We start from the raw sequence: 23,815 nt of genomic DNA on the forward strand, positions 1-23,815 counted from the left end.
GCCCCCGAGCTCTTCACCTGGGAGTTCGCCACCGACCCCTACCCCGCCTACGCCTGGCTCCGCGAGCACGCCCCCGTGCACCGGACGAGGCTGCCCAGCGGGGTGGAGGCCTGGCTGGTCACGCGTTATGCCGATGCCAAGCAGGCCCTCGCCGACCAGCGGCTCAGCAAGAACCCGGCGCATCACGCCGAGCCCGCGCACGCGAAGGGGAAGACCGGGATTCCCGGTGAGCGCAAGGCCGAGCTGATGACGCATCTGCTGAACATCGACCCGCCGGACCACACCAGGCTCCGCCGGCTCGTCAGCAAGGCGTTCACCCCACGCAGGGTCGCCGAGTTCACCGACCGGGTGCAGGAGTTGACCGATCAGCTCATCGACCGGTTCGCGGAGAAGGGGTCCGCCGACCTCATCCACGAGTTCGCCTTCCCGCTCCCCATCTACGCGATCTGCGACCTGCTCGGCGTCCCGCGCGAGGACCAGGACGACTTCCGGGACTGGGCGGGCATGATGATCCGGCACGGGGGAGGGCCGAGGGGCGGTGTCGCGCGGTCCGTCAAGAAGATGCGCGGCTATCTGCTGGAACTCATCCACCGCAAGCGCGAAGGGCTCCCCGCCGACCCCGTCGCCGGCGAGGACCTCATCTCCGGTCTCATCCGCGCCTCCGACCACGGCGAGCACCTCACCGAGAACGAGGCCGCGGCCATGGCCTTCATCCTTCTCTTCGCCGGGTTCGAGACCACGGTGAATCTGATCGGAAACGGGGCATTTACCCTATTCGCCCACCCTGAGCAGAGGGCCCGTCTCCAGGACTCCCTCGCCGCCGGAGAGACCGACCTCCTGGAAACAGGCGTGGAGGAACTCCTGCGTTACGACGGTCCCGTCGAACTCGCCACCTGGCGTTTCGCCACCAGGCCGCTCAGTATCGGCGGACAGGACATCGCACCCGGCGACCCCGTCCTCGTCGTACTCGCCGCCGCGGACCGGGACCCGGAGCGGTTCGCCGATCCCGATGTCCTCGACCTCTCCCGACGTGACAACCAACACCTCGGGTACGGCCACGGCATCCACTACTGCCTCGGCGCCCCGCTCGCCCGCCTGGAGGGCCAGACCGCACTCGCGACTCTCCTCACCCGGCTGCCGGACCTCCGACTCGCGGTGGATTCAGCCGATTTGAGATGGCGTGGGGGTCTCATCATGCGTGGACTGCGTACGTTGCCGGTCGAGTTCACGCCCACGAGCCAGGCCCGGTAATCGGCTTCGCGTCGATTCCATGTGCGGCTTCACGCCAACTCGCGCGTCCCCGCAGCTCCTTGCAAACATGACACGCCTTCAACTCTGTGATCTTCACGTGATCTACGCGGCATTAACTTGTGACAAGTGATCGACTGCCGATACGTTCACGCATCAGCGCGGCGACTGTCTCCACCCGTCGCGCCGGTCACTGTTGTCTCGCGAAAGGCCTCCGCATGCTCACCGGGAACGGTCGTCACCGTCGCCCCCGCCAGGCTCCGGCACTCCTCGTCGCGGCCGGAGTGGCCGGCTCCGCCATCGCGATCCCGCTTCTGGGCGCCGGCGGCGCGAGCGCGGCGGACGGGAACACCTGGGATCAGGTCGCCAAGTGCGAGACCGACGGTTCCTGGAGCGCGAACAACGGCGACGGCTACTACGGAGGACTCAAGCTCTCCCAGGAGAACTGGGAGAAGTACGGCGGCCTCGACTACGCCACGAGCCCCGACCTCGCCAGCCGCAACCAGCAGATAGCCGTCGCCGAGAAGGTCCTCGACGACCAGGGCGTCGGCGTCTGGGGCACCTGCGGGCTGCTCAACGGGCTGAGCCAGGACTCGGCCTCGGACGACGTCGACACCGGCGTCGGGAGCGGCACCCCCTCGGCATCCGAAGAATCGGATTCGGATGAATCATCCGATTCATCCACCTCATCCGGTCTGTCCAACTCATCCGGGTCGTCCGACTCGTCGACGGGCTCCACCGCCGACCCGACCGCCTCGCCCTCGGCATCCACCGAAGCGGACGAATCCGCCAAGTCGGATGATTCCGACTCGGGTGCCGAGAAGTCACAGCCGTCCGACAGTCCGTCCACAGCACCGGCAAACAGTGGCGAATCGGACAACTCCTGGCAGGAAGGCGGCTCTTCGGCTCTCGTCGACACCGGCGCCCTCTCCGCTGCCGAGGAGGGCACAGTCGAGGAAGGCACCGGTACCGGCCGGCACCGCGGCGCGAGCGCCGACGAGGGTTCGTACACCGTCCGCGCCGGCGACACGCTCGCCTCCATCGCCGACTCCCTTGACCTCGACGGCGGATGGCGTCGGCTCTACACCGAGAACAAGCAGGTCATCGGCGCCGACCCGAGCAGTATCGAGCCCGGTCAGACCCTCGTACTCGGTAGCGAATAGGGCGAAAACCCCAGGAGAATGCCGGGAGTTCGCGCCACACTTCGCATCAAATGTCCGGTTTGGTGAAAGTGTGGGATGAGTCTCAGAAGCCCTGATCGTCTTTGAAATTCCCCGGATTCCCTGTCTACGGTCAACACCGCTCGTCACCACGAGCCCCGGCTGCCGCAACGCCGAATCCTGCCAGCGGCCGTACGGGAACAGTCGTCGCGTCAAGCGCCGTAGGCAGGAGCGGGGGACCCAAGGTAAGTGCCGGGCCCAGCAGTTCACGCTGGACCGGCTCGGGGTGAAGCCGCGCAACAGGTCGAAAGGCCGGGATGCGCGGCCGGGCAACTCAACCGGCCCGAACCCGACAGCTCACCTCGCAGGCGTCGGTGAGGGGATCCACCATGCTGTTTTCCGGCAAGGGCAAGCACCGCCGTCCGTCCAAGGCCACCCGCGTCGCCGCGCTCGCCGGCGTCACCGGTGTCGCCATCGCCGCCCCGCTGATGGCGGCCGGCAACGCCTCCGCCGCCACCGCCTCCGAGTGGGACGCCGTCGCCCAGTGCGAGTCCGGCGGCGACTGGTCCATCAACACCGGCAACGGCTACTACGGCGGTCTCCAGTTCTCGGCCTCCACCTGGGCCGCGTACGGCGGCACGGCGTACGCCGCGCAGGCCAACCAGGCCACCAAGGCCCAGCAGATCGCGATAGCCGAGAAGGTCCTCGCGGGCCAGGGCAAGGGCGCCTGGCCGTCCTGCGGCGTCGGCCTGTCCAGCGCGAGCTACACCGGCAGCAGCTCCTCCAGCGACAGCGGCAGCGGCTCCAGCTCCAGCTCCGGCACCGACACCAGCACGCGCTCCTCCGAGCAGCAGGCCTCCCGCTCCGCCGAGCGCCCGGCCGCCAAGAAGACCGTCACCACCCCGACCGGCACGAAGGTCAAGAAGGGCGACGGCGAGTACAAGGTCGTCAAGGGTGACACCCTCAGCTCCATCGCCGAGGAGCACGGCGTCAAGGGCGGCTGGCAGAAGCTGTTCAAGCTGAACAAGGACATCGTCAGCGACGCCGACTTCATCTACCCGGGTCAGCAGCTGCACCTCAAGTAAGAGGTCCGCGGCACTCAAGCAAGACCCAGCTGAACCACAGCGCCCTCACATCCGTGGTCCTCATACTGAAGGCCTCGTGAGGGTCCCCCCGTCCCCACGGGCCCCCCGCTCCGGTGCGTGTTCCCCCGTACGCACCGGAGCGGGGTTTTTTCTGCCCGGGTCTTCGGCCGTGTTTCCCGAAACGTCTTTGTTCCGTTCGGAAACAATTTACGATCGGTTCTGTCCACGGGGCGGTCCACGCGGTGGCCGATCGCCCGGAGCCGGTTAGGCTCGTCTCGCAGAGCCGCTGCGGCAGTGCCGTAGCCGCGTCACATCCCATGAAGGAGATGCTCGTGCCGTCCATCGACGTCGTCGTAGCCCGGGAAATCCTGGACTCCCGAGGCAACCCCACGGTCGAGGTCGAGGTCGGCCTCGACGACGGCAGCACGGGTCGTGCCGCCGTTCCGTCCGGCGCCTCCACGGGTGCCTTCGAGGCCATCGAGCTCCGCGACGGTGACCCCAACCGCTACCTCGGCAAGGGTGTCGAGAAGGCCGTCCTCGCCGTCATCGAGCAGATCGGCCCGGAGCTCGTCGGCTACGACGCCACCGAGCAGCGCCTGATCGACCAGGCCATGTTCGACCTGGACGCCACCGACAACAAGGGCTCGCTCGGCGCCAACGCCATCCTCGGCGTCTCCCTCGCCGTCGCCCACGCCGCCTCCGAGGCCAGCGACCTCCCGCTCTTCCGCTACCTGGGCGGCCCGAACGCGCACCTGCTGCCCGTTCCGATGATGAACATCCTGAACGGCGGCTCGCACGCCGACTCCAACGTGGACATCCAGGAGTTCATGATCGCGCCCATCGGCGCGGAGTCCTTCTCCGAGGCGCTGCGCTGGGGCGCCGAGGTCTACCACACCCTCAAGAAGGTGCTGAAGACCAAGGGCCTGTCCACCGGCCTCGGCGACGAGGGCGGCTTCGCCCCGAACCTGGAGTCCAACCGCGCCGCCCTCGACCTCATCGTCGAGGCCATCAAGCAGGCCGGTTACGTCCCCGGTGAGCAGATCGCGCTCGCGCTCGACGTCGCCGCGTCCGAGTTCTACAAGGACGGCAAGTACGAGTTCGAGGGCAAGTCCCGCTCGGCCGCCGAGATGACCGAGTACTACGAGGAGCTCGTCTCCGCGTACCCGCTCGTCTCCATCGAGGACCCGCTGTTCGAGGACGACTGGGCCGGCTGGAACGTCATCACCGAGAAGCTGGGCGACAAGGTCCAGATCGTCGGCGACGACCTCTTCGTCACCAACCCGGAGCGCCTGGCCCGCGGCATCGAGGAGGGCTCCGCCAACGCCCTGCTCGTCAAGGTCAACCAGATCGGCTCGCTGACCGAGACCCTGGACGCCGTCGAGATGGCCCAGCGCAACGGCTTCAAGTGCATGATGTCGCACCGCTCCGGCGAGACCGAGGACGTCACCATCGCCGACCTCGCCGTCGCCGTGAACTGCGGCCAGATCAAGACCGGCGCCCCGGCCCGCTCGGACCGCGTCGCCAAGTACAACCAGCTGCTGCGCATCGAGGAGATCCTCGACGACGCCGCGGTCTACGCCGGCCGCAGCGCCTTCCCGCGCTTCAAGGGCTGAGCCACGACAACGGCCTAGCCAGTCGTACGTACGTCCCCGTACGCGGTCCCGTACCGTGTGCGGGGACGTACGCGCGTGTGTGAAGGGAGAGGCCGGTACATGGCCGTCAAGGACCGGGACCGTTTCTCCACCGCGACCAGGATCAAGCTGCTCGGCGAGCAGACCGCGGCCCGGGTCTACCGCTCCCAGACCAAACGGCAGGCCCGTCGCTCCCGGCTGACCGGCCGGGCGGCGCTGCTCGCGCTGGTCCTGTGCTCGCTGATCGTCGCGCTCGCCTACCCGATAAGGCAGTACGTCTCCCAGCGCGCCGAGATCGCGGACCTCCAGCGGCAGCAGGAGCAGGCCCGGCAGCGGGTCGAGCACCTGCGGGACCAGAAGGCCCGCTGGCAGGACGACGCGTACGCCGAGCAGCAGATCCGCGAGCGGCTCCACTACGTGATGCCGGGGGAGACGGGGTTCATCGTCGTCGACCCGGGCGCGGCGCAGCAGTCGCGCGCCGACATGGGGGCGGCCGACCGCCCCTGGTACTCCAACGTCTGGGACGGGGTCGACAAGTCCGACGCCTCCGACCAGTGAACCGACCTTTTCCCCAGTCAGACAGCAGAGAGACTTTCGTACGGCATGGAAACGCCCCCGCCGACCACTGAGCGCACCGAGCCCACCGACGCCGACGTCGAGGCCTTCAAGCAGCAGCTCGGGCGTCCGCCGCGTGGCCTGCGCGCGATCGCGCACCGCTGTCCGTGCGGCCAGCCGGACGTGGTGGAGACGGCCCCCCGGCTCCCCGACGGCACGCCCTTCCCGACGACGTACTACCTGACGTGCCCGCGCGCCGCCTCGGCGATCGGCACGCTGGAGGCGAACGGCGTCATGAAGGAGATGACGGAGCGGCTCCAGACCGACCCGGAGCTCGCCGCCGCCTACCGAGCCGCGCACGAGGACTACATCGCGCGCCGCGACGCCATCGAGGTCCTGGAGGGCTTCCCGAGCGCGGGCGGCATGCCGGACCGGGTGAAGTGCCTGCATGTGCTGGTGGGGCACTCCCTGGCCGCGGGCCCCGGCGTGAACCCGCTGGGCGACGAGGCGATCGAGATGCTGCCGGAGTGGTGGCGCAAGGGTGCGTGCGTGACCCTCGCGAAGGAGGACGGGCAGTGACCCGTGTCGCCGCCGTCGACTGCGGTACCAACTCCATCCGGCTCCTCGTCGCGGACTGTGACCCGAAGACGGGTGAACTCGTCGACCTGGACCGCCGTATGACGATCGTGCGGCTCGGGCAGGGCGTCGACCGGACCGGGCGGCTGGCCCCCGAGGCGCTGGAGCGGACGTTCGCCGCCTGCCGTGAGTACGCGGCGATCATCAAGGAGCACGGGGCGGAGCGGCTGCGCTTCGTGGCGACCTCCGCCTCCCGGGACGCCGAGAACCGCGACGAGTTCGTCCGGGGTGTCCTCGACATCCTCGGTGTCGAGCCCGAGGTCATCACCGGTGACCAGGAGGCGGAGTTCTCCTTCACGGGCGCGACGAGGGAGCTCACGGGCCGGGACGACCTCGCCAGGCCCTATCTCGTGGTGGACATCGGCGGCGGCTCGACCGAGTTCGTCGTCGGCGACGACCATGTCCGCGCCGCCCGTTCCGTGGACGTCGGCTGTGTGCGGATGACCGAGCGGCATCTCGTCCTGGACGGGGCCGTCACCGACCCGCCCTCCGAGGCGCAGATCGCCGCCATGCGCGCCGACATCGAGGCCGCCCTCGACCTCGCCGAGGAGTCCGTGCCGCTGCGCGAGGCGCGCACGCTGGTGGGGCTCGCCGGGTCCGTCACCACCGTGTCGGCGATCGCGCAGGAGCTGCCCGAGTACGACTCGGTCCGCATCCACCACTCCCGGGTCTCCCGCGAGCGGGTCCGTGAGATCACCGAGTGGCTGCTGCGCTCCACGCACGCCGAGCGCGCGGCCGTGCCCTCCCTGCATCCCGGGCGGGTGGACGTCATCGCCGCGGGGGCGCTCGTACTGCTCTCGATCATGGAGCGGATCGCCGCCGAGGAGGTCGTCGTGAGCGAGCACGACATCCTCGACGGCATCGCGTGGTCGATCACGTAGCCCTCTGCTGAGCAGGAAGAACAACGTATGAGCACGTCTGAGGGGCCCTTCGGGGCCCCTTGGTCGCGTGCCGTCGGAAAAGTTCGTGAAGTTCTTCACAAGGAATTGGGTCCTGCCGGACGAGGAATGTGCCCCGGTTGACCCTTCCGAGGGCCCAACACCCGTGTGAACACGTTCAAAACGCAGAGATGCGGACCTCGTGCGAAGGCGCCGCGCGAGATCGTCTCGAAGGTCTCACGACGGCTCCGAAAGCCCGGAGAGGCAGCTCACGCGGCATTGACAACGGCCCGCTCTACACGCCGGTTCCCGGTCCGCGCCATGACCTGGATCACGTGAGCCGCGGAGGATAACACACACCTTGTTTGAGCTTGTGAAGGGGCGCACGAGCGACCCCCTAGGGGCAGGTGGATACTCGATGGCATGAGCACCACGGAGCGTCCCAGGATCCTCGTAGTAGGCGGTGGGTACGTAGGCCTGTACGCAGCTCGGCGCATTCTCAAGAAGATGCGCTACGGAGAGGCGACCGTCACGGTCGTCGACCCCCGGTCGTACATGACCTACCAGCCCTTCCTCCCCGAAACCGCCGCCGGCAACATCTCGCCGCGCCATGTCGTCGTCCCGCTGCGACGCGTGCTGCCGAAGGCGGAGGTGCTGACCGGCCGGGTCACCACCATCGATCAGGACCGCAAGGTCGCCACGATCGCCCCGCTGGTCGGCGAGGCGTACGAGCTGCCCTTCGACTACCTGGTCATCGCGCTCGGCGCGGTCTCCCGCACCTTCCCGATCCCCGGCCTCGCCGAGCAGGGCATCGGTATGAAGGGCGTCGAGGAGGCCATCGGCCTGCGCAACCACGTCCTGGAGCAGCTCGACAAGGCCGACTCCACCACCGACGAGGAGATCCGCCGCAAGGCGCTCACCTTCGTCTTCATCGGCGGCGGCTTCGCCGGTGCGGAGACCATCGGTGAGGTCGAGGACCTGGCCCGCGACGCGGCCAAGTACTACAAGACGGTGTCCCGCGAGGACATGCGCTTCATCCTGGTCGACGCCGCGGACAAGATCCTGCCCGAGGTCGGCCCCAAGCTCGGCCAGTACGGCAAGGAGCACCTGGAGAGCCGCGGTGTGGAGATCTACCTCTCCACCTCGATGGACTCCTGCGTCGACGGTCACGTGGTGCTGAAGAACGGCCTGGAGGTCGACTCCAACACGATCGTGTGGACCGCCGGCGTCAAGCCGAACCCGGTCCTCTCGCGCTACGGCCTCCCGCTGGGCCCCCGCGGTCACGTCGACACCGCCCCGACCCTCCAGGTCCAGGGCACCGACTACATCTGGGCCGCCGGCGACAACGCCCAGGTCCCGGACGTCGCCGCCCGCAAGGCCGGCGTCGAGAACGCCTGGTGCCCGCCGAACGCCCAGCACGCGCTGCGCCAGGCCAAGGTCCTCGGCGACAACGTGGTCTCCGGCATGCGGGGCTTCCCGCAGAAGGAGTACGCGCACTCCAACAAGGGTGCGGTGGCCGGTCTCGGCCTCCACAAGGGCGTCGCGATGATCGTCATGGGCAAGGTGAAGATCAAGGTCAAGGGCCGTCTCGCCTGGTACATGCACCGCGGCTACCACGGTCTGGCCATGCCGACCTGGAACCGCAAGGTCCGCGTCTTCGCCGACTGGACCCTCGGCATGTTCCTCAAGCGCGAGGTCGTCTCCCTCGGCGCGATGGAACACCCCCGCGAGGAGTTCTACGAGGCTGCCAAGCCGGTCCCGGCGGCCGAGCCGAAGAAGACCGAGGCGAAGGCCTCCTGACCGGCTCCGGTCACTGAACAGCCCGAAGGGGCCGCCCGCCATCCGTGGTGCGGGCGGCCCCTTCGGCGTCGTACATACGTGTCCTTTGCCCGGTCATGACGTCGCGCCGGGACTGGACTGCGCGCCCGCTTTTGTTTACGTAAGTGGACAAAACCAGGATCCTCGTCACGGAGGTGTGCGCCATGTCCGATGCCGCGCCGCGGCTGAAGAACCTCTTGGAACAGCTGCTGGGAGTCCCCCTCCCGGTGCGCGTCCGCGCATGGGACGGATCCCAGGCAGGCCCGCCGGGCGCCCCCGTGCTGGTCGTGCGCAACCGCCGGGCCGTCCGGCGGCTGCTGTTCAAGCCCGGCGAGCTCGGCCTCGCGCGCGCCTGGGTCGCGGGCGACCTCGACATCGACGGCGACCTCTACACCGCCCTCGGCCTCATCTCGGGCCTCGTCTGGGAGCGCGACGAGGACGCCCGCGGCCTCTCGGAGGTACTGCGCGACCCCGGCGCACGGGCCGCCGTACGCGGCCTCGTGAAGCTCGGCGGACTCCCGCTGCCGCCCGCCCCGCCCCGCGAGGAGGTCCGCCGCCGCGGCCACCTCCACACCAGGCGCACCGACCGCCGCGCCGTCAGCCACCACTACGACGTCGGCAACGACTTCTACGAGATCGTCCTCGGCCCGTCGATGGTCTACTCGTGCGCCTACTGGGAGTCTCCCGGCGGCACGCTCGAAGCGGCCCAGCGCGACAAGCTCGAACTCGTCTGCCGCAAGCTCGCCCTGACACCCGGTCAGCGCCTCCTCGACGTGGGCTGCGGCTGGGGCTCGATGGCCGTCCACGCCGCCCGTGAGCACGGCGTGAGCGTCGTCGGCGTCACCCTCTCCCAGGAACAGGCCGCCTACGCCCGCAAGCGCGTCGCCGACGAGGGGCTCACCGACCGGGTCGAGATCCGTGTCCAGGACTACCGGGACATCACCGACGGGCCCTACGACGCGATCGCCTCCATCGGCATGGCCGAACACGTGGGAGCGGAACGGTACTTGGAGTACGCCCGGGACCTGTACGCCCTCCTGCGGCCCGGTGGACGGCTTCTCAACCACCAGATCGCCCGCCGTCCGCAGCGCGACGAAACCACCTACCGCCTCGACGGGTTCATCGACGCCTACGTCTTCCCCGACGGCGAACTCGCCCCCCTCGGCACCACCGTCACCCAACTGGAGCGTGCCGGACTGGAGGTGCGCGACGTCGAGTCGATCCGCGAGCACTACGCCCTCACCCTGCGCCGCTGGGTCGCGAACCTGGCGGCCGACCGGCCTCGTGCCCAGCGGATCGCGGGCCCCGGCCGGGCCCGGGTCTGGCTTCTCTACATGGCGGCCTGCGCCCTGGCCTTCGAACGCAACCGCATCGGCGTCAACCAGGTCCTGGCCGTCCGCCCCGCGGAGTCCGGCGCCTCGGGGCTGCCACTGCGGGCGCGCACCTGGAACTGAACCGACACGAGGGGCCCGCCGCGCGCACGCGACGGGCCCCGAACGCCGTACGGCTATTCCGACTTGATGGCCGACAGCATGTTCAGCCGGGACGCGCGCCGGGCCGGCCACAGGGCCGCCAGGACGCCGACCGCCGCCGCCAGCAGCAGGAACAGGCCCATCCTGGTCCACGGCAGGACCAGTTCGTACGTCGGCATCTTGGTGCCCAGCAGCTCGCCGGCCGCCCAGCCGAAGAAGACGCCCAGGCCGATCCCGAGCACACCGCCGAACAGGGAGATCACCAGGGACTCCAGGCGGACCATCCGCTTGATGCCCTTGCGGTCCAGGCCGATCGCGCGGAGCATGCCGATCTCCTGGGAGCGCTCGAAGACCGACATGGCCAGGGTGTTGATGACACCGAGGACCGCGACGATCACCGCCATGGCGAGCAGGCCGTAGAGCATGTTCAGCATCAGCGTGAACATCTGCGCGATGTCGTCGGACAGGTCCTGCTTGCTCTGGACCTTGATGGCCGGGTTGGTGCCGAGGGCCTTCTCCAGCCTGTCCTTGGTCGCGCTCGTCGCGCCGTCGGACGTCTTCACCATGACCATCATGTCGGCGGCGTCCGACACATGCGGGGTGAGCGTGGCGTTGTCGAGGAGGACGCCGCTGAAGAACTCGTTGCCCTCGTAGACCCCGGCGACGGTCAGCTTCTGCTTCTCGCCGTCCTCGTAGGAGACGGTGAAGCTCGAACCGGCCTTCCAGCCGCGCTGCTCGGCGCGATCGGCGTCGACCACGACCTGTGTGCCGCCCACCTCGAACGAGCCGTCGTCGACCTTGAGGTCGGTGAGCTTGCCGAACGAGGTTCCGTTGACGCCGGTGAGGTACTCCGTCTCGCCGCCGATGCGGGAGGGGGCGTTGCGCATCGGGCTGATCTCGGTGACGTCGTCGACCCTTGCCAGCTCCTTCGCGACGTCCGGTGAGAGCTGGTTGCCGTTCGCCATCGACACGACGTAGTCCGCGCGGATCGCCGACGAGGCCATCTTGTCGATCGACTTCTGGAGGCTGCCCGCCATCACCGTCATACCGGTGATGAGGGTCAGGCCGATCATCAGCGCCGAGGCGGTGGCGGCCGTACGACGGGGGTTGCGGACCGAGTTCTGGCGGGCCAGCTTGCCCGCCGTGCCGAAGATCCGCAGCACGGGCGCCGCGGCCGCGATCAGCGGGCGGGACAGCAGCGGGGTCAGGATGAACACACCGATGATCAGCAGGACCGCGCCCAGGCCCATCGGGGCCTGACCGTCCGAGCCCTCCATCGTGGTCGCCGCCAGGACGACCGCGACGCCGGCGCCGCTGAAGAGGGCGCCCAGGGTGTTGCGCAGCACCAGCGACTTGGTGGTGGCCTGCGCGTGCACGCTGCTCATCGCGGCGACCGGCGGGATCCTGGCTGCCCGACGGCCCGGCAGCCATGCCGCCAGCATGGTGATGAGGACGCCGACCGCGAGGGCGGTGGCGACCGTGCCGCCGGAGACGATGAGCGGGCCGTCGGGGACGGTGGCGCCCAGGGTGCCCATGAGCGAGCGCAGCCCGGCACCGATACCGATGCCCGCGACCAGACCGGTCACCCCGGCGACCGTGCCGACCACGAACGCCTCGATGAGCACCGACCGCGTGACCTGCCGACGCGAGGCGCCGACGGCCCGCAGCAGCGCGAGCTCCTTGGTGCGCTGGGCGACCAGCATGGTGAAGGTGTTGGCGATGATGAAGGTGCCGACGAAGAGCGCGATGCCCGCGAAGACCAGCAGACCCTGCTTCAGCCCGGCCATCGACGCGGAGATCATCTCGGCCTGGTCGTCGGCGAGTTGACGCCCCGTGGTGGTCTCCACGAGGTCCGCCGGCAGCGCCTTGTCGAGGGCGGCCTTCAGCGCGGTCTGGGAGGTGCCGGAGGCCGCCTTCACATCGATCTGGTCGTACGTGCCCGTCTTGCCGAACAGCGTCTGCGCGGTCGCCGTGTCGAACAGGGCGAGGCTGCCGCCGGCCGCGACATTGCCGTCGTCGGTGGTGAAGATGCCGGTGATCTCCGGGCTCAGGACCGGCCCGTCGACGGAGATCCGGACCGTGTCGCCGACCTCGTACCCGGCGCGCTCGGCGGTCGCGGAGTCGATGGCGACCTGGTTCGCGCCGTGCGGTGCCGTGCCTTCCTTCAGCGGGTACCGCGGGTCCTTGTCCCCCCAGTAGTTCCCGCCCTGCGACTGGAAGCCGCCGCCGATGAGCTTGCCGTCCTTGTCGGCGATGGCGGTGAAGCCGTTGACGACCCCGATCGCCGAGGCGGCCCCGTCGGCCTTCGCGCTCTTGTCGACCAGTTCCTGGGTGAGTTCGGTGGGCTTGCCGACCTGGTCGCCCTTGCTCTCCTGGTAGTCGGGCTCCACGGCCACGTCGACCTGGTCGAAGCCCTTGGCCGAACTGTTCTGGTAGGCGTTCGAGATGGTGTTGGTGAAGACCAGCGTCCCGGACACGAAGGCCACGCCGAGCATCACGGCGAGCACGGTCATGAGCAGCCGGGCCTTGTGCGCGAGGACGTTGCGCAGGGCGGTGCGGAACATCAGGAGGTACGGCCCTTCGCGTCGAACTGCTTCATGAAATCAAGCACGGTCTCGGCGGTGGGCCGGTGCATCTCGTCGACGATCCGCCCGTCGGCGAGGAAGACCACCCGGTCCGCGTAGGAGGCGGCCACCGGGTCGTGGGTCACCATCACCACGGTCTGCCCCAACTCCCTTACGGAGTTGCGGAGAAAGCCCAGTACCTCGGCGCCGGAGCGCGAGTCGAGGTTTCCGGTGGGCTCGTCGCCGAAGATGATGTCGGGCCGGGAGGCGAGCGCCCTGGCGACGGCGACGCGCTGCTGCTGGCCGCCGGAGAGCTGGGAGGGCCGGTGGGAGAGCCGGTCCCTGAGCCCCACCATCTGGATCACCGAGTCCAGCCACTGCTTGTCCGGCTTACGGCCCGCGATGTCCATGGGCAGCGTGATGTTCTCCAGCGCGGTCAGCGTCGGCAGCAGGTTGAACGCCTGGAAGATGAAGCCGATCTTGTCCCGGCGGAGCTTGGTGAGCTGCTTGTCCTTGAGGGTGCCCAGCTCGGTGTCGCCGATGCGCACGGACCCGGAGGAGAAGGTGTCCAGCCCGGCCACACAGTGCATCAGCGTGGACTTGCCGGACCCCGACGGGCCCATGATCGCGGTGAACTCGGCCTGCCGGAAGTCGACGGAGACCCGGTCGAGGGCGACCACCTGGGTCTCGCCCTGTCCGTAGATCTTCGACAGATCCGTGGCGCGAGCGGCCACGGTGGTGGCTCGGCCGGCGATGGGAGTGGTGGTCACGGGTGGGCGCTCCTGACGGGACGACGATGTGTTCGGGGGACGTGAACCATCGTCGCGGTGCCCCGCCGCCGTGTAGTCAGCCGCTGTTCCGGTTCCGGGGGGCGACTTGCGACTGACCGCGCCCGGCCGTGTCATACCTGGGGATGACGGGACCCCTGAGCGGAGGCCGCGTCGAGAACAGGTGGAGCCCCCTCGTTCGGGCGGTGAAATTCCGTCATTCCGCATGCGCGGCCGACCGTCGCGCGTAAGGCTATTGGCAAGTGCGGATGGCTCGTTCCAGGGGCTGATGCACCCTCAGACGTCAATAAAATAAGACAACATCGGTCCGCCCGTCCGCTGTTCGGGGGATGTATCCCGATAGGCTCGAACCTCGACGCGGAGCCCATGGCCTGCCCGGATGGTGGAATGCAGACACGGCGAGCTTAAACCTCGCTGCCCCTCGCGGGCGTACCGGTTCAAGTCCGGTTCCGGGCACCTCCGACCTTTTCAGAACCCGTAGGCAGACACCGCTTGCGGTGGGGCCCTTCCTTCAGCACATCGCGGCAGCGCGTGGCGTCCTGCCCCGCACCGACCGTTGACACGGGCCGTCGCCCGTCGCAGACTCACGGGGCGGAATGGATGAACTAAATTTCACCATGCGAACGAGCGCCATGACGTCACGGCATTGAAGCCCACCGAAGGGAACGACCGATGCGCACCACCGTCGGCATCATCGGAGCCGGCCCCGCCGGGCTCCTCCTCGCCCGGCTGCTCCACAACGCCGGGATCGACTCGGTCGTCCTGGAAAGCCGCGACCGTGCCTACGTCGAGCAGCGGCAGCGGGCCGGAATCCTGGAGCAGGGGACCGTGGACGTGCTGCGGGCGGCCGGGGCCGGGGAGCGGATGGAGCGGGAGGGGCTGCGGCACGACGGGATCGAGCTGCGGTACGAACGCAAGCGGCACCGCGTCGACTTCCCGGCCCTCACCGGCGGGCGGTCCGTGATGGTCTACGCGCAGACCGAGGTGTGCAAGGACCTCATCGCCCTCCAGATCGAGGAGGGCGGACCGCTGCTGTTCGAGGCGGAGGCGCTGGCCGTGGAGGGGGCGGACAGCGCGGGGCCCCGTGTCCGGTTCCGGCACGGAGGGCGTGAGGACGTCCTCGAGTGCGAGTACGTCGTCGGCTGCGACGGGTTCTGGGGCGTCGCGCGCCAGGCGATCCCCGAGGAGCTGACCCGGGTCTTCGAGCGGACGTACCCCTTCGGCTGGCTCGGCATCCTCGCCGACGTCCCGCCCTCCCACGACGAACTGGTGTACGCCCGCCACGACCGCGGCTTCGCCCTGCTGTCCATGCGGTCGCCGTCCGTCTCCCGGCTCTACCTCCAGGTGCCCGAGGGCACCGACGCGGAGAGCTGGGGCGACGAGGAGATCTGGGCCGAGCTGGAGCGGCGCTTCGAGACCGACGACGACTGGCGGCTGCGCAGGGGGCCCATCACCCAGAAGTCCGTCACCCCCATGCGGTCCTACGTCCATGAGCCCATGCGGTACGGCCGGCTCTTCCTCGCCGGGGACGCCGCCCACATCGTGCCGCCGACCGGGGCGAAGGGGCTGAACCTCGCCGTGGGGGACGTCGTCACCTTCGCGCGGGCGCTGACGTACGAGAAGGAGACGGGGTCCACCGAACTCCTCGACACCTACTCCGAGACCTGTCTGAGCCGCGTCTGGCAGGCCGAGCGGTTCTCGTACGACATGACCACGCTGCTGCACCGGACCCCCGACGCCACCCCCTTCGAGGACCGGCTCCAGGTGGCGCGGCTGGACCGGATCGCGGGGTCGAGGGCCGCCGAGACCGACCTCGCCGAGGGATACACCGGGTTCGCGTTCGAATGATGTACCAGGTTGGTCATGATTCCGGCCCTCCGTGGCCGGGAATCGGCGGGCCGCGTAGCGTGTTGGCGAACATGACAAGGGAAAGATCCTCCCCAAGCACTAGGGTCAATCCTTTGCCTACCTATTACTCTTGAGCCAAGGCCCGCACGAAGTGGCCATGGAGGAGTGAAATGAGGAGCAGCAACCCGGTCTTCTCGCGACGGGGGTTCAGCCGCGACAACGGCTACGCGGGCTTCAACGCCCAGCCGCAGGCCGGGGGCGCAGCCGTGGGCACGCAGGGCAACCCGTATGCCCAGCCGCAGGGCAACCCGTACGCGCAGAACCCCTACGCGCAGCAGGACCTGCACGGCGCGCCGCCGCAGGCCCCGGCCGGCACCGGCCGGATGACGATCGACGACGTCGTCCTGCGCACCGGCACCACCCTCGGCATCCTGGTCGTCACGGCCGCGGTCGCCTGGGCGGCCCTGCCGGTCGACGACGCCAACATCGGCCGGTCGTACGGCATCGCCATCGGTGCCGCCCTGATCGGTATGGTCCTGGCGCTCATCCAGTCGTTCAAGCGCAAGGCCTCGCCCGCGCTGATCGTCTCGTACGCGGCGTTCGAGGGTGTCTTCCTCGGCGTCGTCTCCAGCGTCGTGGACAACCGCATCGCCAGCGGCGCGGCCATGCAGGCCGTGATCGGAACCCTGGCGGTGTTCGCCGCGGTGCTCGTGGCGTACAAGGCGGGCTGGATCCGCGTCAACCGCCGGTTCTACGGCTTCGTGATGGCGGCCACGCTCGGCTTCGTCCTGCTGATGATGGTGAACCTGCTGTTCGCCGTCTTCGGCGGCGGTGACGGCCTCGGCTTCCGCAGCGGCGGCCTCGGCATCGTCTTCGGCATCGTCGGCGTCCTGCTCGGCGCGTGCTTCCTGGCCCTCGACTTCAAGCAGGTCGAGGACGGCATCGCCTACGGCGCGCCGAAGGAAGAGGCCTGGCTGGCGGCGTTCGGTCTGACGATGACGCTGGTCTGGATCTACCTCGAGTTCCTGAGGCTGATCTCGATCCTCAACAGCGACTGACGCACCTCGCGTGCGTGAAAGGGCCCCGGGTTCGTTCCCGGGGCCCTTCGTCGTCGTGGCGTCTGGGGTTGTTGTGCGCGCCTAGAGCAATTTGCGCGCGGCCCTCCTCAGGTCGTACTCGTGGATGAGAGCTTTGGCGTGGCCGTAGGCGAGGTTGTGTTCGTGGCGGAGCCAGCTGACCTTTTCCTCGAAGCGGAAGAGCGCCGGGCCTTCGTCGACGGTGCGCAGCCAGTCGGACACTTCACGACCGGTGCAATGGGGGATGCGGGCGAGCAGATTGCGGTGGGTCTCCTCGGAGAAGACTTGGGACATCGGCGCCTCCGGACGCATGGGATGTAAGCCGGTCCTTCAGGTCACCGTGCCTGAGGGTTCGCCCGTTGGCAACAGTCCCGGTGCGGCGCGTACGGTGTCGCCGTGGCCGATACAGCGCGTTTGACCCAAGCCGTGGATCACTTTGCCGACCGGTTGAGAGCGGCCCCTCAGAGCCGGCTGCAGCGGGGGGCGGCCACCGAGGCGCTGGGGCTGGCCAGGGAGTTGGTCCGCCGGGCGCAGCTCCTGGAAGATCCCTCGAAGGAGCCTCGGGAGATGCCGGACGCCGGGATGTTCGCGGCCGCGGACCAGATCACCGTGGCCGTGCACGACTTGGCCCTCGTCCTGACGGACGAGGGCCAAGTCGACGAAGCCGTGCGATGGGTCGAGGAAGCGCAGAAGCGCGCCGGGGTCTGAGCTACAGGCTCGCTATGACCCGGTCCGCCAGGATGTAGACGTTCTCCTCGCCGCACGCGAAGGTCAGGGTGTACGCGCCCGACACTCCCGAACCGCCCAGCAGTATCGGGGTCTCGCCCGCCGTCAGGGCCGCCGAGAGGCGCTCCGCCGTCTCCCGGTGCCCCGGGGTCATGCAGAGCGTGGTGCCGTCGGCGAAGACATAGACGTCGAGGGTGCCCAGCGGGCCCGGGCGGACGTCGGCCAGCTCCACCCGGCCGGCGGCCAGTTCCTCAAGGGTGGCCACCGTGCGCTCATGGTCGTTCACCACCGGCGACTGCACCGGGACGAAGTCCGGGTGGGAGGGGTGGCGGCGGCGGGCCGCGGCCAGCTCCGCGGAGTCCCCGGCGAACTCGTCGAAGTCGGCACTCGGCTCGGTGACCGGCTCCAGCGGCTCCAGGCCCACGAAATCGGCCTGCCGGGGCAGGAACAGCTCGCTGTCGGGCAGGCCGAGCAGGGTCGGCGCGTCGGAGGCGTCACGGGCCTCCTGGGCAGCCCAGAACGCCCGCGCCTCGGCGAGCTCCCGCTCCCGTTCCTCGGCGAGGGCCTCGGCCACGGCGGCCCGTATCTCAGCGGCGTCGGCGGAGTGGCGGGCGGCCGGTACGAGACCGTGCGCGGTGGCCGCGTTCGTCTTCGCAAGCTCGGTGTGCAGGGCCGCGACCTGGCGGCGCAGCTGCAAGAGGGTGCGCAGGACGGCGACGGCCACGGCGCCCGTGGCGGCCGTGGTGACCAGCAAGGCGATCGGCATGGCGCTCACTGACGTACTCCCGGTTCAAAGTCGACCCCCGACTTCCTACATCAGCTTGAAGGGCGGACTATCCCGCTGTCAGTGCGTAACGTCACGAAACGGGCAGGACTTTGGGCCCGGGGTTTAGTGTGAGAACGGTTCTGACCTGCGTAAATCCCTTCGCGAAGGGAGATAGGTCACATCCTGGGGGAGATTGGATCACAAAACGGCCCAGAACCCTTGTGGTTCAAGGGTTCTGGGCCCGAGCCTCACATGGAGTGCCCGTGCGAACACGGGCAGTTGGTCAGCTGAGGCGCTCGATGACCATCGCCATGCCCTGGCCGCCGCCGACGCACATCGTCTCCAGACCGAACTGCTTGTCGTGGAACTGGAGGGAGTTGATGAGCGTGCCGGTGATGCGGGCGCCGGTCATGCCGAAGGGGTGGCCGACGGCGATGGCGCCGCCGTTGACGTTCAGCTTGTCCAGGTCGATGCCGAGGTCGCGGTAGGAGGGGATTACCTGGGCGGCGAACGCCTCGTTGATCTCGACCAGGTCGATGTCGTCGATGGTGAGGCCGGCGCGGCGCAGCGCCTGGTTGCTCGCCTCGACCGGGCCGAGACCCATGATCTCGGGGGACAGGCCCGAGACGCCGGTCGACACGATGCGGGCGAGCGGGGTGAGGCCGAGCTCGCGGGCCTTGGTGTCGGACATGATGACGACCGCGGCGGCGCCGTCGTTGAGCGGGCAGCAGTTGCCGGCGGTGACGAGTCCGTCGGGGCGGAAGACCGGCTTCAGGCCGCCGACGGCCTCCAGGGTGACGCCGGCGCGCGGGCCGTCGTCCTTGCTGACCACCGTGCCGTCGGGCAGCGTGACCGGGGTGATCTCGCGCTCCCAGAAGCCGTTCTTGATGGCCTCTTCGGCGAGGTTCTGCGAGCGGACGCCGAACTCGTCCATGTCCTGGCGGGTGACGCCCTTGATGCGGGCGAGGTTCTCCGCGGTCTGGCCCATGCCGATGTAGGCGTCCGGGACGAGGCCGTCCTCGCGCGGGTCGTGCCAGGTCGTGCCCTCCTGGGCGGCGACTTCGAGGGTGCGGGCCTCGGCGTCGGCGAACAGCGGGTTGTGCGTGTCCGGGAGGCTGTCGGAGTTGCCCTTGGTGAAGCGGGAGACCATCTCGACACCGGCCGAGATGAAGACGTCGCCCTCACCGGCCTTGATGGCGTGCAGGGCCATGCGGGAGGTCTGGAGCGAGGAGGAGCAGTAGCGGGTGACCGTACAGCCGGGGAGGTGGTCCATCCCCATCTGCACGGCGACGATCCGGCCCAGGTTGTTCCCCTGCTCGCCACCCGGCAGACCGCACCCGAGGTGCAGGTCGTCGATGTCCCTCGGGTCCAGCTCCGGAACCTTGGCCAGGGCCGCCTGGATGATCGTGGCGGTGAGGTCGTCCGGGCGGAGGTCCTTCAGTGAGCCCTTGAAGGCGCGGCCGATGGGGGAGCGGGCGGTCGAGACGATCACTGCTTCGGGCATGACGGCTCCAGAAAGGGGGCGGCGCGTAGCGCCTCGTTGAGGGGCGGTGGTCGGGCGACGGGTGGGAGTGCGGGTTCTTCCGGGCAGGGCTGGTTGGGAAGTTACCCGTACGTATGGGCGAGGTCACGGGTATGGGGGTGTGACCCTGACCGCAATTGTCTAAGCGCTTGCTTTCCTCGCTCCCGCCGGGGCGCGCTCAGGGCTGCACCGGGGCCCGCTCCGGCTCCGTCACCGACACCCGGCGCCGCTTCCTCCTCTTCAGCAGCGCCCACGGCCCCTTCGGACCCGTCGGCATCGCCGCCGTCACCTCGGTACCGGGGTCCGCCACCGCCTCCGCGGCGGCCCGCGCCACCGGCAGGAAACCCTCCCGACGCGAGACGTCCGGGCGCTCCTCCTCCGCCGGCCACAGACCCAGGGCCGCGCAGACCGTCGGGAGCATCGCCATCGCCGCGGTCGCGTAGCCCTCCGCCGAAGGGTGGTAGTTGTCGGGACCGAAGAGCTCACGGGGATTGGCCGCGAACTCCGGGCCGAGCAGATCGCCCAGCGACACCGTGCGCCCGCCCTGCTCCACCGTGCCGATCGTCTGCGCCGCCGCCAGCTGCCGCGAGGCCCGGCGCGCCAGCCAGCGCAAGGGCTGCTGGACCTGCTCGACCGTACCGAGATCGGGACAGGTGCCGACGACCACCTCGGCACCAGCCGTACGCAGCCGCCGCACCGCCGCCGAGAGATGGCGGACCGAACGGGTGGGCGGCATGCGATGCGTGACATCGTTCGCCCCGATCATGATCACGCAGACGTCCGGCACCCGTCCGGGGTCCGCGAGGACGAGCGCGACCTGGCGGTCCAGATCGTCCGAGCGGGCACCTGGCAGCGCCACATTGCGCAGGTCCACCGGGCGCTCCGCCACCGCCGCGAGCCCCGAGGCCAGCAGTGCCCCCGGCGTCTGCCCCGACCGGCGCACACCCTGGCCCGCGGCCGTGGAGTCGCCCAGCATCGTCAGACGCAGGGGAGGCTCACCCGGGGTGGAATACGACAGGCCATACAGTCCGTGCGCGCTCGGCACATGAGGCGACGGCCCGTTGCCGTTGCCCACCTGCCGCTTGGCCAGCCGCACCTCCGCCAGCAGCAGCCCCATGGCCGCCGCGCCCACCAGACCGATCCCGCCGCCGCCGTACGCCGCGCCGGCCGCGATCCGCCGGGCCACCCTCGCCCTCGACATGCTCGTCATTCGTCGCCGCCACCTCCGTGCTAGCCGTACAACCACTCCTTGCCCCGTACAGACGGTCGTCCAATCTCAACGGGGAGTGAACGACCGCTCCGGGCTTTAGGCTGGCTGAACCACTAAGACCACATCTTTTGCAGCATCCGGAGACAACGGTGCAATTCCACGACTCGATGATCAGCCTCGTCGGCAACACCCCGCTGCTGAGACTCAACAGCGTCACCAAGGGCATCCAGGCCACCGTCCTGGCCAAGGTGGAGTACTTCAACCCGGGCGGTTCCGTGAAGGACCGCATCGCCCTGCGCATGATCGAGGCGGCGGAGGAGAGCGGCGCGCTCAAGCCCGGAGGCACGATCGTCGAGCCGACCAGTGGCAACACCGGGGTCGGCCTGGCCATCGTGGCCCAGCAGAAGGGGTACAAGTGCATCTTCGTGTGCCCCGACAAGGTGAGCACCGACAAGATCAACGTGATGCGGGCCTACGGGGCCGAGGTCGTCGTCTGCCCCACCGCCGTCGACCCCGAGCACCCGGACTCGTACTACAACGTCTCCGACCGCCTCGTCCGTGAGACCCCCGGCGCGTGGAAGCCCGACCAGTACTCCAACCCCAACAACCCGCTCTCCCACTACCACTCCACCGGCCCCGAGCTGTGGGAGCAGACGGAGGGGAAGATCACCCACTTCGTCGCGGGCGTGGGCACGGGCGGCACCATCTCCGGCACCGGCCGCTATCTGAAGGACGCCAGCGGCGGCAAGGTCGAGGTCGTCGGCGCCGACCCCGAGGGGTCCGTGTACTCCGGCGGTTCCGGCCGTCCGTACCTCGTCGAGGGCGTCGGCGAGGACTTCTGGCCGACCGCCTACGACCGGAGCGTCGCCGACGAGATCGTCGCCGTCTCCGACAAGGACTCCTTCCAGATGACCCGCCGCCTGGCCAAGGAGGAGGGACTGCTGGTCGGTGGCTCCTGCGGGATGGCCGTCGTGGCGGCGCTGCGGGTCGCCGAGCGGCTCGGGCCCGACGACGTCGTCGTCGTGCTGCTGCCCGACAGCGGTCGCGGGTACCTCTCGAAGATCTTCAACGACGAGTGGATGGCCGACTACGGCTTCCTGGAGGGCGAGGGTCCCAGCGCCCGCGTCGCCGACGTCCTCAACGACAAGGTGCACGGCGCCATCCCGTCCCTCGTCCACATGCACCCGGACGAGACCGTCGGGCAGGCCATCGAGGTGCTGCGCGAGTACGGCGTCTCGCAGATGCCGATCGTGAAGCCGGGCGCCGGTCACCCGGACGTCATGGCGGCGGAGGTCGTCGGGTCGGTCGTGGAGCGGGAGTTGCTCGACGCGCTGTTCGCCCAGCGGGCCTCGCTGGAGGACCCGCTGGAGAAGCACATGTCGGCGCCGCTGCCGCAGGTCGGCTCCGGCGAGCCCGTCGGCGACCTGATGACGGTCCTCGGCACCGCGGACGCGGCGATCGTCCTCGTCGAGGGCAAGCCGACCGGTGTGGTCAGCCGGCAGGACCTGCTGGCCTTCCTCGCCAAGGGCGCGAAGTGACGGTGAACGTCCGGTGAACCGGGGGCACGGCAGGCGGACTTCCGTTTGCCTACCGAAGTGGTGGACTTCGCGGAAGTGGTACGAGCGTGTCACGTCCACGCAGCACACGCTTAACACGGGTCCGGCACATTAGGGGGTGTCGGCAGGGCGGGAGCGGCTCCCCGCCCAGGCCGGCACCAAAACGGCGTCACAGGACCTCCGGAGCGGCTCCCGGACCTCCACAGACGCCTGGACGCGAGGCCCGGCCCTGACCCGGTCAGCGTCCCTCGCGGGGACCGCCGTCGTCCCGCCCCCCGGTAACGGGGGTGCGGCGGTCCCCGCGCACAGCTTCTCCCTACGCGCCCGTACTGGCCCAACTCCCCAGCAGCGCAAGCCTCTCCGCCGTCTCCGACCCCGGCTCCGGTGTGTACACCACGAGCGTCTGGTCCGGGGCCTCCGGGAGGACCAGTGACTCGTAGGGGAGGGTCAGCAGACCCGCCACCGGATGCCGGACGCGCTTCACGCCGTACATGCACGCCCTCACCTGATGGTCGGCCCACAGACGGCGGAAGTCCTCGCTCTTGAGGGAGAGTTCGCCGACCAGCTCGCGCAGGACGGGGTCGTCGGGACGGGCGCCCGCGCTCAGACGGAGGTGGGCGACGGTCTGGGCGGCCACCGCGGCGAAGTCGGGGTAGAGATCGCGGCCCCCGGGCTCCAGGAAGAGCTGGCGGACGATGTTGCGCCGGGCGGGAGCCATCCGGCTGAGGCCGAGCAGGGCGTCGCCGAGCGCGTTCCAGGCCAGGACCTCCATACCGGGGCCGAGGACGAAGGCCGGGGTGCGCTCCATGCTGTCCAGCAGCAGCTGCACGCCGGGGCGGACGCGGGGCGCGGACCGGCGGCGCCCGCCCTTCTTCGGCGGCCGGGCCACCGCCAGCAGATAGGCGTGCTCGGTCTCGTCCATGCGCAGTACGCGCGCGATCGCGTCCAGGACGGCATCGGACACACTCGGGCCCCTGCCCTGTTCCAGACGGATGTAGTAGTCGACGCTCACACCCGCCAGCTGCGCCACCTCCTCCCGGCGCAGACCGGGTACGCGGCGCCGCCCGTGCGAGGCCAGCCCCACCTCGTCCGGCTGGATACGGCCGCGGCGCGAGCGCAGAAAGTCTCCGAGGTCCCCGTCCATGGGTTCGATCGTAGGGGAGCGGCGGGATCCGAACCTGGTACTGGCAGACCCAGGAAAAGCTCATCCCTGGGTAGCCGGGGCGGGGCGGCGCAGGGTGGTCGGTGCCGCCGGGCGAGTGCCCCGGCGGACTCC

At 69.5% G+C, this 23,815-nt stretch carries 20 protein-coding genes, 1 tRNA gene and 1 riboswitch; of the genes, 14 read left to right on the forward strand and 7 right to left on the reverse strand.

The features are described 5' to 3' along the window. The 9 genes from HLK59_RS08010 to HLK59_RS08050 all read left to right on the forward strand — a co-directional run. A partial coding sequence (locus HLK59_RS08010) for a cytochrome P450 (protein ID WP_171140572.1) occupies positions 1 to 1,251 on the forward strand: 1,251 nt, incomplete at its 5' end. A gap of 215 nt (positions 1,252 to 1,466) precedes the next feature. Further along, entirely contained in the window at positions 1,467 to 2,411 is a 945-nt protein-coding gene (locus HLK59_RS08015) for a transglycosylase family protein (protein WP_171140573.1), read from the forward strand. Between the two features lie 204 nt (positions 2,412 to 2,615). Further along, positions 2,616 to 2,794: riboswitch (cyclic di-AMP (ydaO/yuaA leader) on the forward strand. Between the two features lie 3 nt (positions 2,795 to 2,797). Continuing rightward, positions 2,798 to 3,493 (forward strand): transglycosylase family protein, encoded by a 696-nt coding sequence (locus HLK59_RS08020; protein WP_171140574.1) that lies wholly within the window; start codon positions 2,798 to 2,800, stop codon positions 3,491 to 3,493. Positions 3,494 to 3,819: 326 nt separating this feature from the next. Continuing rightward, complete coding sequence (eno, locus tag HLK59_RS08025) at positions 3,820 to 5,106, forward strand: phosphopyruvate hydratase (RefSeq protein ID WP_171140575.1); 1,287 nt, start codon at positions 3,820 to 3,822, stop codon at positions 5,104 to 5,106. 99 nt (positions 5,107 to 5,205) lie between these two features. Beyond that, complete coding sequence (locus HLK59_RS08030; protein ID WP_171140576.1) at positions 5,206 to 5,682, forward strand: septum formation initiator family protein; 477 nt, start codon at positions 5,206 to 5,208, stop codon at positions 5,680 to 5,682. Positions 5,683 to 5,727: 45 nt separating this feature from the next. Continuing rightward, a complete protein-coding gene (locus tag HLK59_RS08035; protein ID WP_171140577.1) occupies positions 5,728 to 6,258 on the forward strand; it encodes a DUF501 domain-containing protein in 531 nt (176 codons plus the stop codon). Next, positions 6,255 to 7,196, forward strand: a complete 942-nt coding sequence (locus HLK59_RS08040) for a Ppx/GppA phosphatase family protein (protein ID WP_171140578.1) — start codon at positions 6,255 to 6,257, stop codon at positions 7,194 to 7,196. Before HLK59_RS08035 ends, HLK59_RS08040 begins: the two co-directional genes overlap by 4 nt. A gap of 420 nt (positions 7,197 to 7,616) precedes the next feature. Next, positions 7,617 to 8,993, forward strand: coding sequence for an NAD(P)/FAD-dependent oxidoreductase (locus HLK59_RS08045; RefSeq protein ID WP_171140579.1), 1,377 nt, complete (start codon positions 7,617 to 7,619; stop codon positions 8,991 to 8,993). Between the two features lie 182 nt (positions 8,994 to 9,175). Continuing rightward, positions 9,176 to 10,465, forward strand: a complete 1,290-nt coding sequence (locus HLK59_RS08050) for a cyclopropane-fatty-acyl-phospholipid synthase family protein (protein WP_171140580.1) — start codon at positions 9,176 to 9,178, stop codon at positions 10,463 to 10,465. A gap of 53 nt (positions 10,466 to 10,518) precedes the next feature. Here HLK59_RS08050 and HLK59_RS08055 read toward each other — a convergent pair whose 3' ends face one another. Beyond that, positions 10,519 to 13,047: an FtsX-like permease family protein gene (locus HLK59_RS08055; RefSeq protein WP_171140581.1), complete on the reverse strand. Its 2,529-nt coding sequence runs from the start codon at positions 13,045 to 13,047 to the stop codon at positions 10,519 to 10,521. Further along, positions 13,047 to 13,817 (reverse strand): ABC transporter ATP-binding protein, encoded by a 771-nt coding sequence (locus HLK59_RS08060; RefSeq protein ID WP_171140582.1) that lies wholly within the window; start codon positions 13,815 to 13,817, stop codon positions 13,047 to 13,049. Before HLK59_RS08060 ends, HLK59_RS08055 begins: the two co-directional genes overlap by 1 nt. 391 nt (positions 13,818 to 14,208) lie before the next feature. Between HLK59_RS08060 and HLK59_RS08065 the strand changes: the two genes are divergently transcribed. From HLK59_RS08065 to HLK59_RS08075, 3 genes are all read left to right on the forward strand, one after another. Beyond that, positions 14,209 to 14,291 (forward strand) — tRNA-Leu (locus HLK59_RS08065). A 216-nt stretch (positions 14,292 to 14,507) separates the two neighbouring features. Next, on the forward strand, positions 14,508 to 15,683 hold the full coding sequence (locus HLK59_RS08070; protein ID WP_171140583.1) for a 4-hydroxybenzoate 3-monooxygenase: 1,176 nt from the start codon (positions 14,508 to 14,510) through the stop codon (positions 15,681 to 15,683). Between the two features lie 170 nt (positions 15,684 to 15,853). Beyond that, positions 15,854 to 16,741: a Bax inhibitor-1/YccA family protein gene (locus HLK59_RS08075; RefSeq protein WP_171140584.1), complete on the forward strand. Its 888-nt coding sequence runs from the start codon at positions 15,854 to 15,856 to the stop codon at positions 16,739 to 16,741. Between the two features lie 81 nt (positions 16,742 to 16,822). Here the strand turns inward: HLK59_RS08075 and HLK59_RS08080 are convergent, their stop codons facing one another. Beyond that, entirely contained in the window at positions 16,823 to 17,053 is a 231-nt protein-coding gene (locus HLK59_RS08080) for a DUF4287 domain-containing protein (protein WP_089102276.1), read from the reverse strand. Positions 17,054 to 17,173: 120 nt separating this feature from the next. On the opposite strand from HLK59_RS08080, the gene HLK59_RS08085 reads away from it, so the two are divergent. Next, the gene (locus HLK59_RS08085; RefSeq protein WP_206326898.1) at positions 17,174 to 17,467 is read left to right on the forward strand and encodes a hypothetical protein; all 294 of its coding nucleotides are present in this window, start codon (positions 17,174 to 17,176) and stop codon (positions 17,465 to 17,467) included. A gap of 1 nt (position 17,468) precedes the next feature. On the opposite strand, the gene HLK59_RS08090 is transcribed toward HLK59_RS08085, so the two are convergent. The 3 genes from HLK59_RS08090 to HLK59_RS08100 all read right to left on the reverse strand — a co-directional run bounded on the left by HLK59_RS08090 (position 17,469) and on the right by HLK59_RS08100 (position 20,983). Continuing rightward, positions 17,469 to 18,251 carry a hypothetical protein gene (locus HLK59_RS08090; protein ID WP_171140638.1) on the reverse strand — a complete coding sequence of 261 codons (783 nt, stop codon included), beginning with the start codon at positions 18,249 to 18,251 and terminating at the stop codon, positions 17,469 to 17,471. 283 nt (positions 18,252 to 18,534) lie between these two features. Continuing rightward, positions 18,535 to 19,755, reverse strand: coding sequence for an acetyl-CoA C-acetyltransferase (locus HLK59_RS08095; RefSeq protein WP_171140586.1), 1,221 nt, complete (start codon positions 19,753 to 19,755; stop codon positions 18,535 to 18,537). A 196-nt stretch (positions 19,756 to 19,951) separates the two neighbouring features. After that, positions 19,952 to 20,983, reverse strand: a complete 1,032-nt coding sequence (locus tag HLK59_RS08100) for an SGNH/GDSL hydrolase family protein (RefSeq protein WP_171140587.1) — start codon at positions 20,981 to 20,983, stop codon at positions 19,952 to 19,954. A gap of 149 nt (positions 20,984 to 21,132) precedes the next feature. Here HLK59_RS08100 and HLK59_RS08105 point away from each other — a divergent pair, with 149 nt between their 5' ends. Continuing rightward, a complete protein-coding gene (locus HLK59_RS08105) occupies positions 21,133 to 22,521 on the forward strand; it encodes a cystathionine beta-synthase (RefSeq protein WP_171140588.1) in 1,389 nt (462 codons plus the stop codon). A gap of 334 nt (positions 22,522 to 22,855) precedes the next feature. On the opposite strand, the gene HLK59_RS08110 is transcribed toward HLK59_RS08105, so the two are convergent. Further along, positions 22,856 to 23,683 carry a helix-turn-helix transcriptional regulator gene (locus HLK59_RS08110; protein ID WP_171140589.1) on the reverse strand — a complete coding sequence of 276 codons (828 nt, stop codon included), beginning with the start codon at positions 23,681 to 23,683 and terminating at the stop codon, positions 22,856 to 22,858. Positions 23,684 to 23,815 lie beyond the last annotated feature (132 nt).

Source organism: Streptomyces sp. S3(2020), assembly GCF_013044505.1.
Classification (GTDB): Bacteria; Actinomycetota; Actinomycetes; order Streptomycetales; family Streptomycetaceae; genus Streptomyces.

Coding starts and splice junctions, on each gene's coding strand:
- HLK59_RS08015 (WP_171140573.1), top strand. CDS start 1,467: ATGCTCACCGGGAACGGTCGTCACCGTCGCCCCCGCCAGGCTCCGGCA.
- HLK59_RS08020 (WP_171140574.1), top strand. CDS start 2,798: ATGCTGTTTTCCGGCAAGGGCAAGCACCGCCGTCCGTCCAAGGCCACC.
- eno (WP_171140575.1), top strand. CDS start 3,820: ATGCTCGTGCCGTCCATCGACGTCGTCGTAGCCCGGGAAATCCTGGAC.
- HLK59_RS08030 (WP_171140576.1), top strand. CDS start 5,206: ATGGCCGTCAAGGACCGGGACCGTTTCTCCACCGCGACCAGGATCAAG.
- HLK59_RS08035 (WP_171140577.1), top strand. CDS start 5,728: ATGGAAACGCCCCCGCCGACCACTGAGCGCACCGAGCCCACCGACGCC.
- HLK59_RS08045 (WP_171140579.1), top strand. CDS start 7,617: ATGAGCACCACGGAGCGTCCCAGGATCCTCGTAGTAGGCGGTGGGTAC.
- HLK59_RS08050 (WP_171140580.1), top strand. CDS start 9,176: ATGTCCGATGCCGCGCCGCGGCTGAAGAACCTCTTGGAACAGCTGCTG.
- HLK59_RS08055 (WP_171140581.1), bottom strand. CDS start 13,047: ATGTTCCGCACCGCCCTGCGCAACGTCCTCGCGCACAAGGCCCGGCTG.
- HLK59_RS08070 (WP_171140583.1), top strand. CDS start 14,508: ATGCGCACCACCGTCGGCATCATCGGAGCCGGCCCCGCCGGGCTCCTC.
- HLK59_RS08075 (WP_171140584.1), top strand. CDS start 15,854: ATGAGGAGCAGCAACCCGGTCTTCTCGCGACGGGGGTTCAGCCGCGAC.
- HLK59_RS08080 (WP_089102276.1), bottom strand. CDS start 17,053: ATGTCCCAAGTCTTCTCCGAGGAGACCCACCGCAATCTGCTCGCCCGC.
- HLK59_RS08090 (WP_171140638.1), bottom strand. CDS start 18,251: ATGCCGATCGCCTTGCTGGTCACCACGGCCGCCACGGGCGCCGTGGCC.
- HLK59_RS08095 (WP_171140586.1), bottom strand. CDS start 19,755: ATGCCCGAAGCAGTGATCGTCTCGACCGCCCGCTCCCCCATCGGCCGC.
- HLK59_RS08100 (WP_171140587.1), bottom strand. CDS start 20,983: ATGACGAGCATGTCGAGGGCGAGGGTGGCCCGGCGGATCGCGGCCGGC.
- HLK59_RS08110 (WP_171140589.1), bottom strand. CDS start 23,683: ATGGACGGGGACCTCGGAGACTTTCTGCGCTCGCGCCGCGGCCGTATC.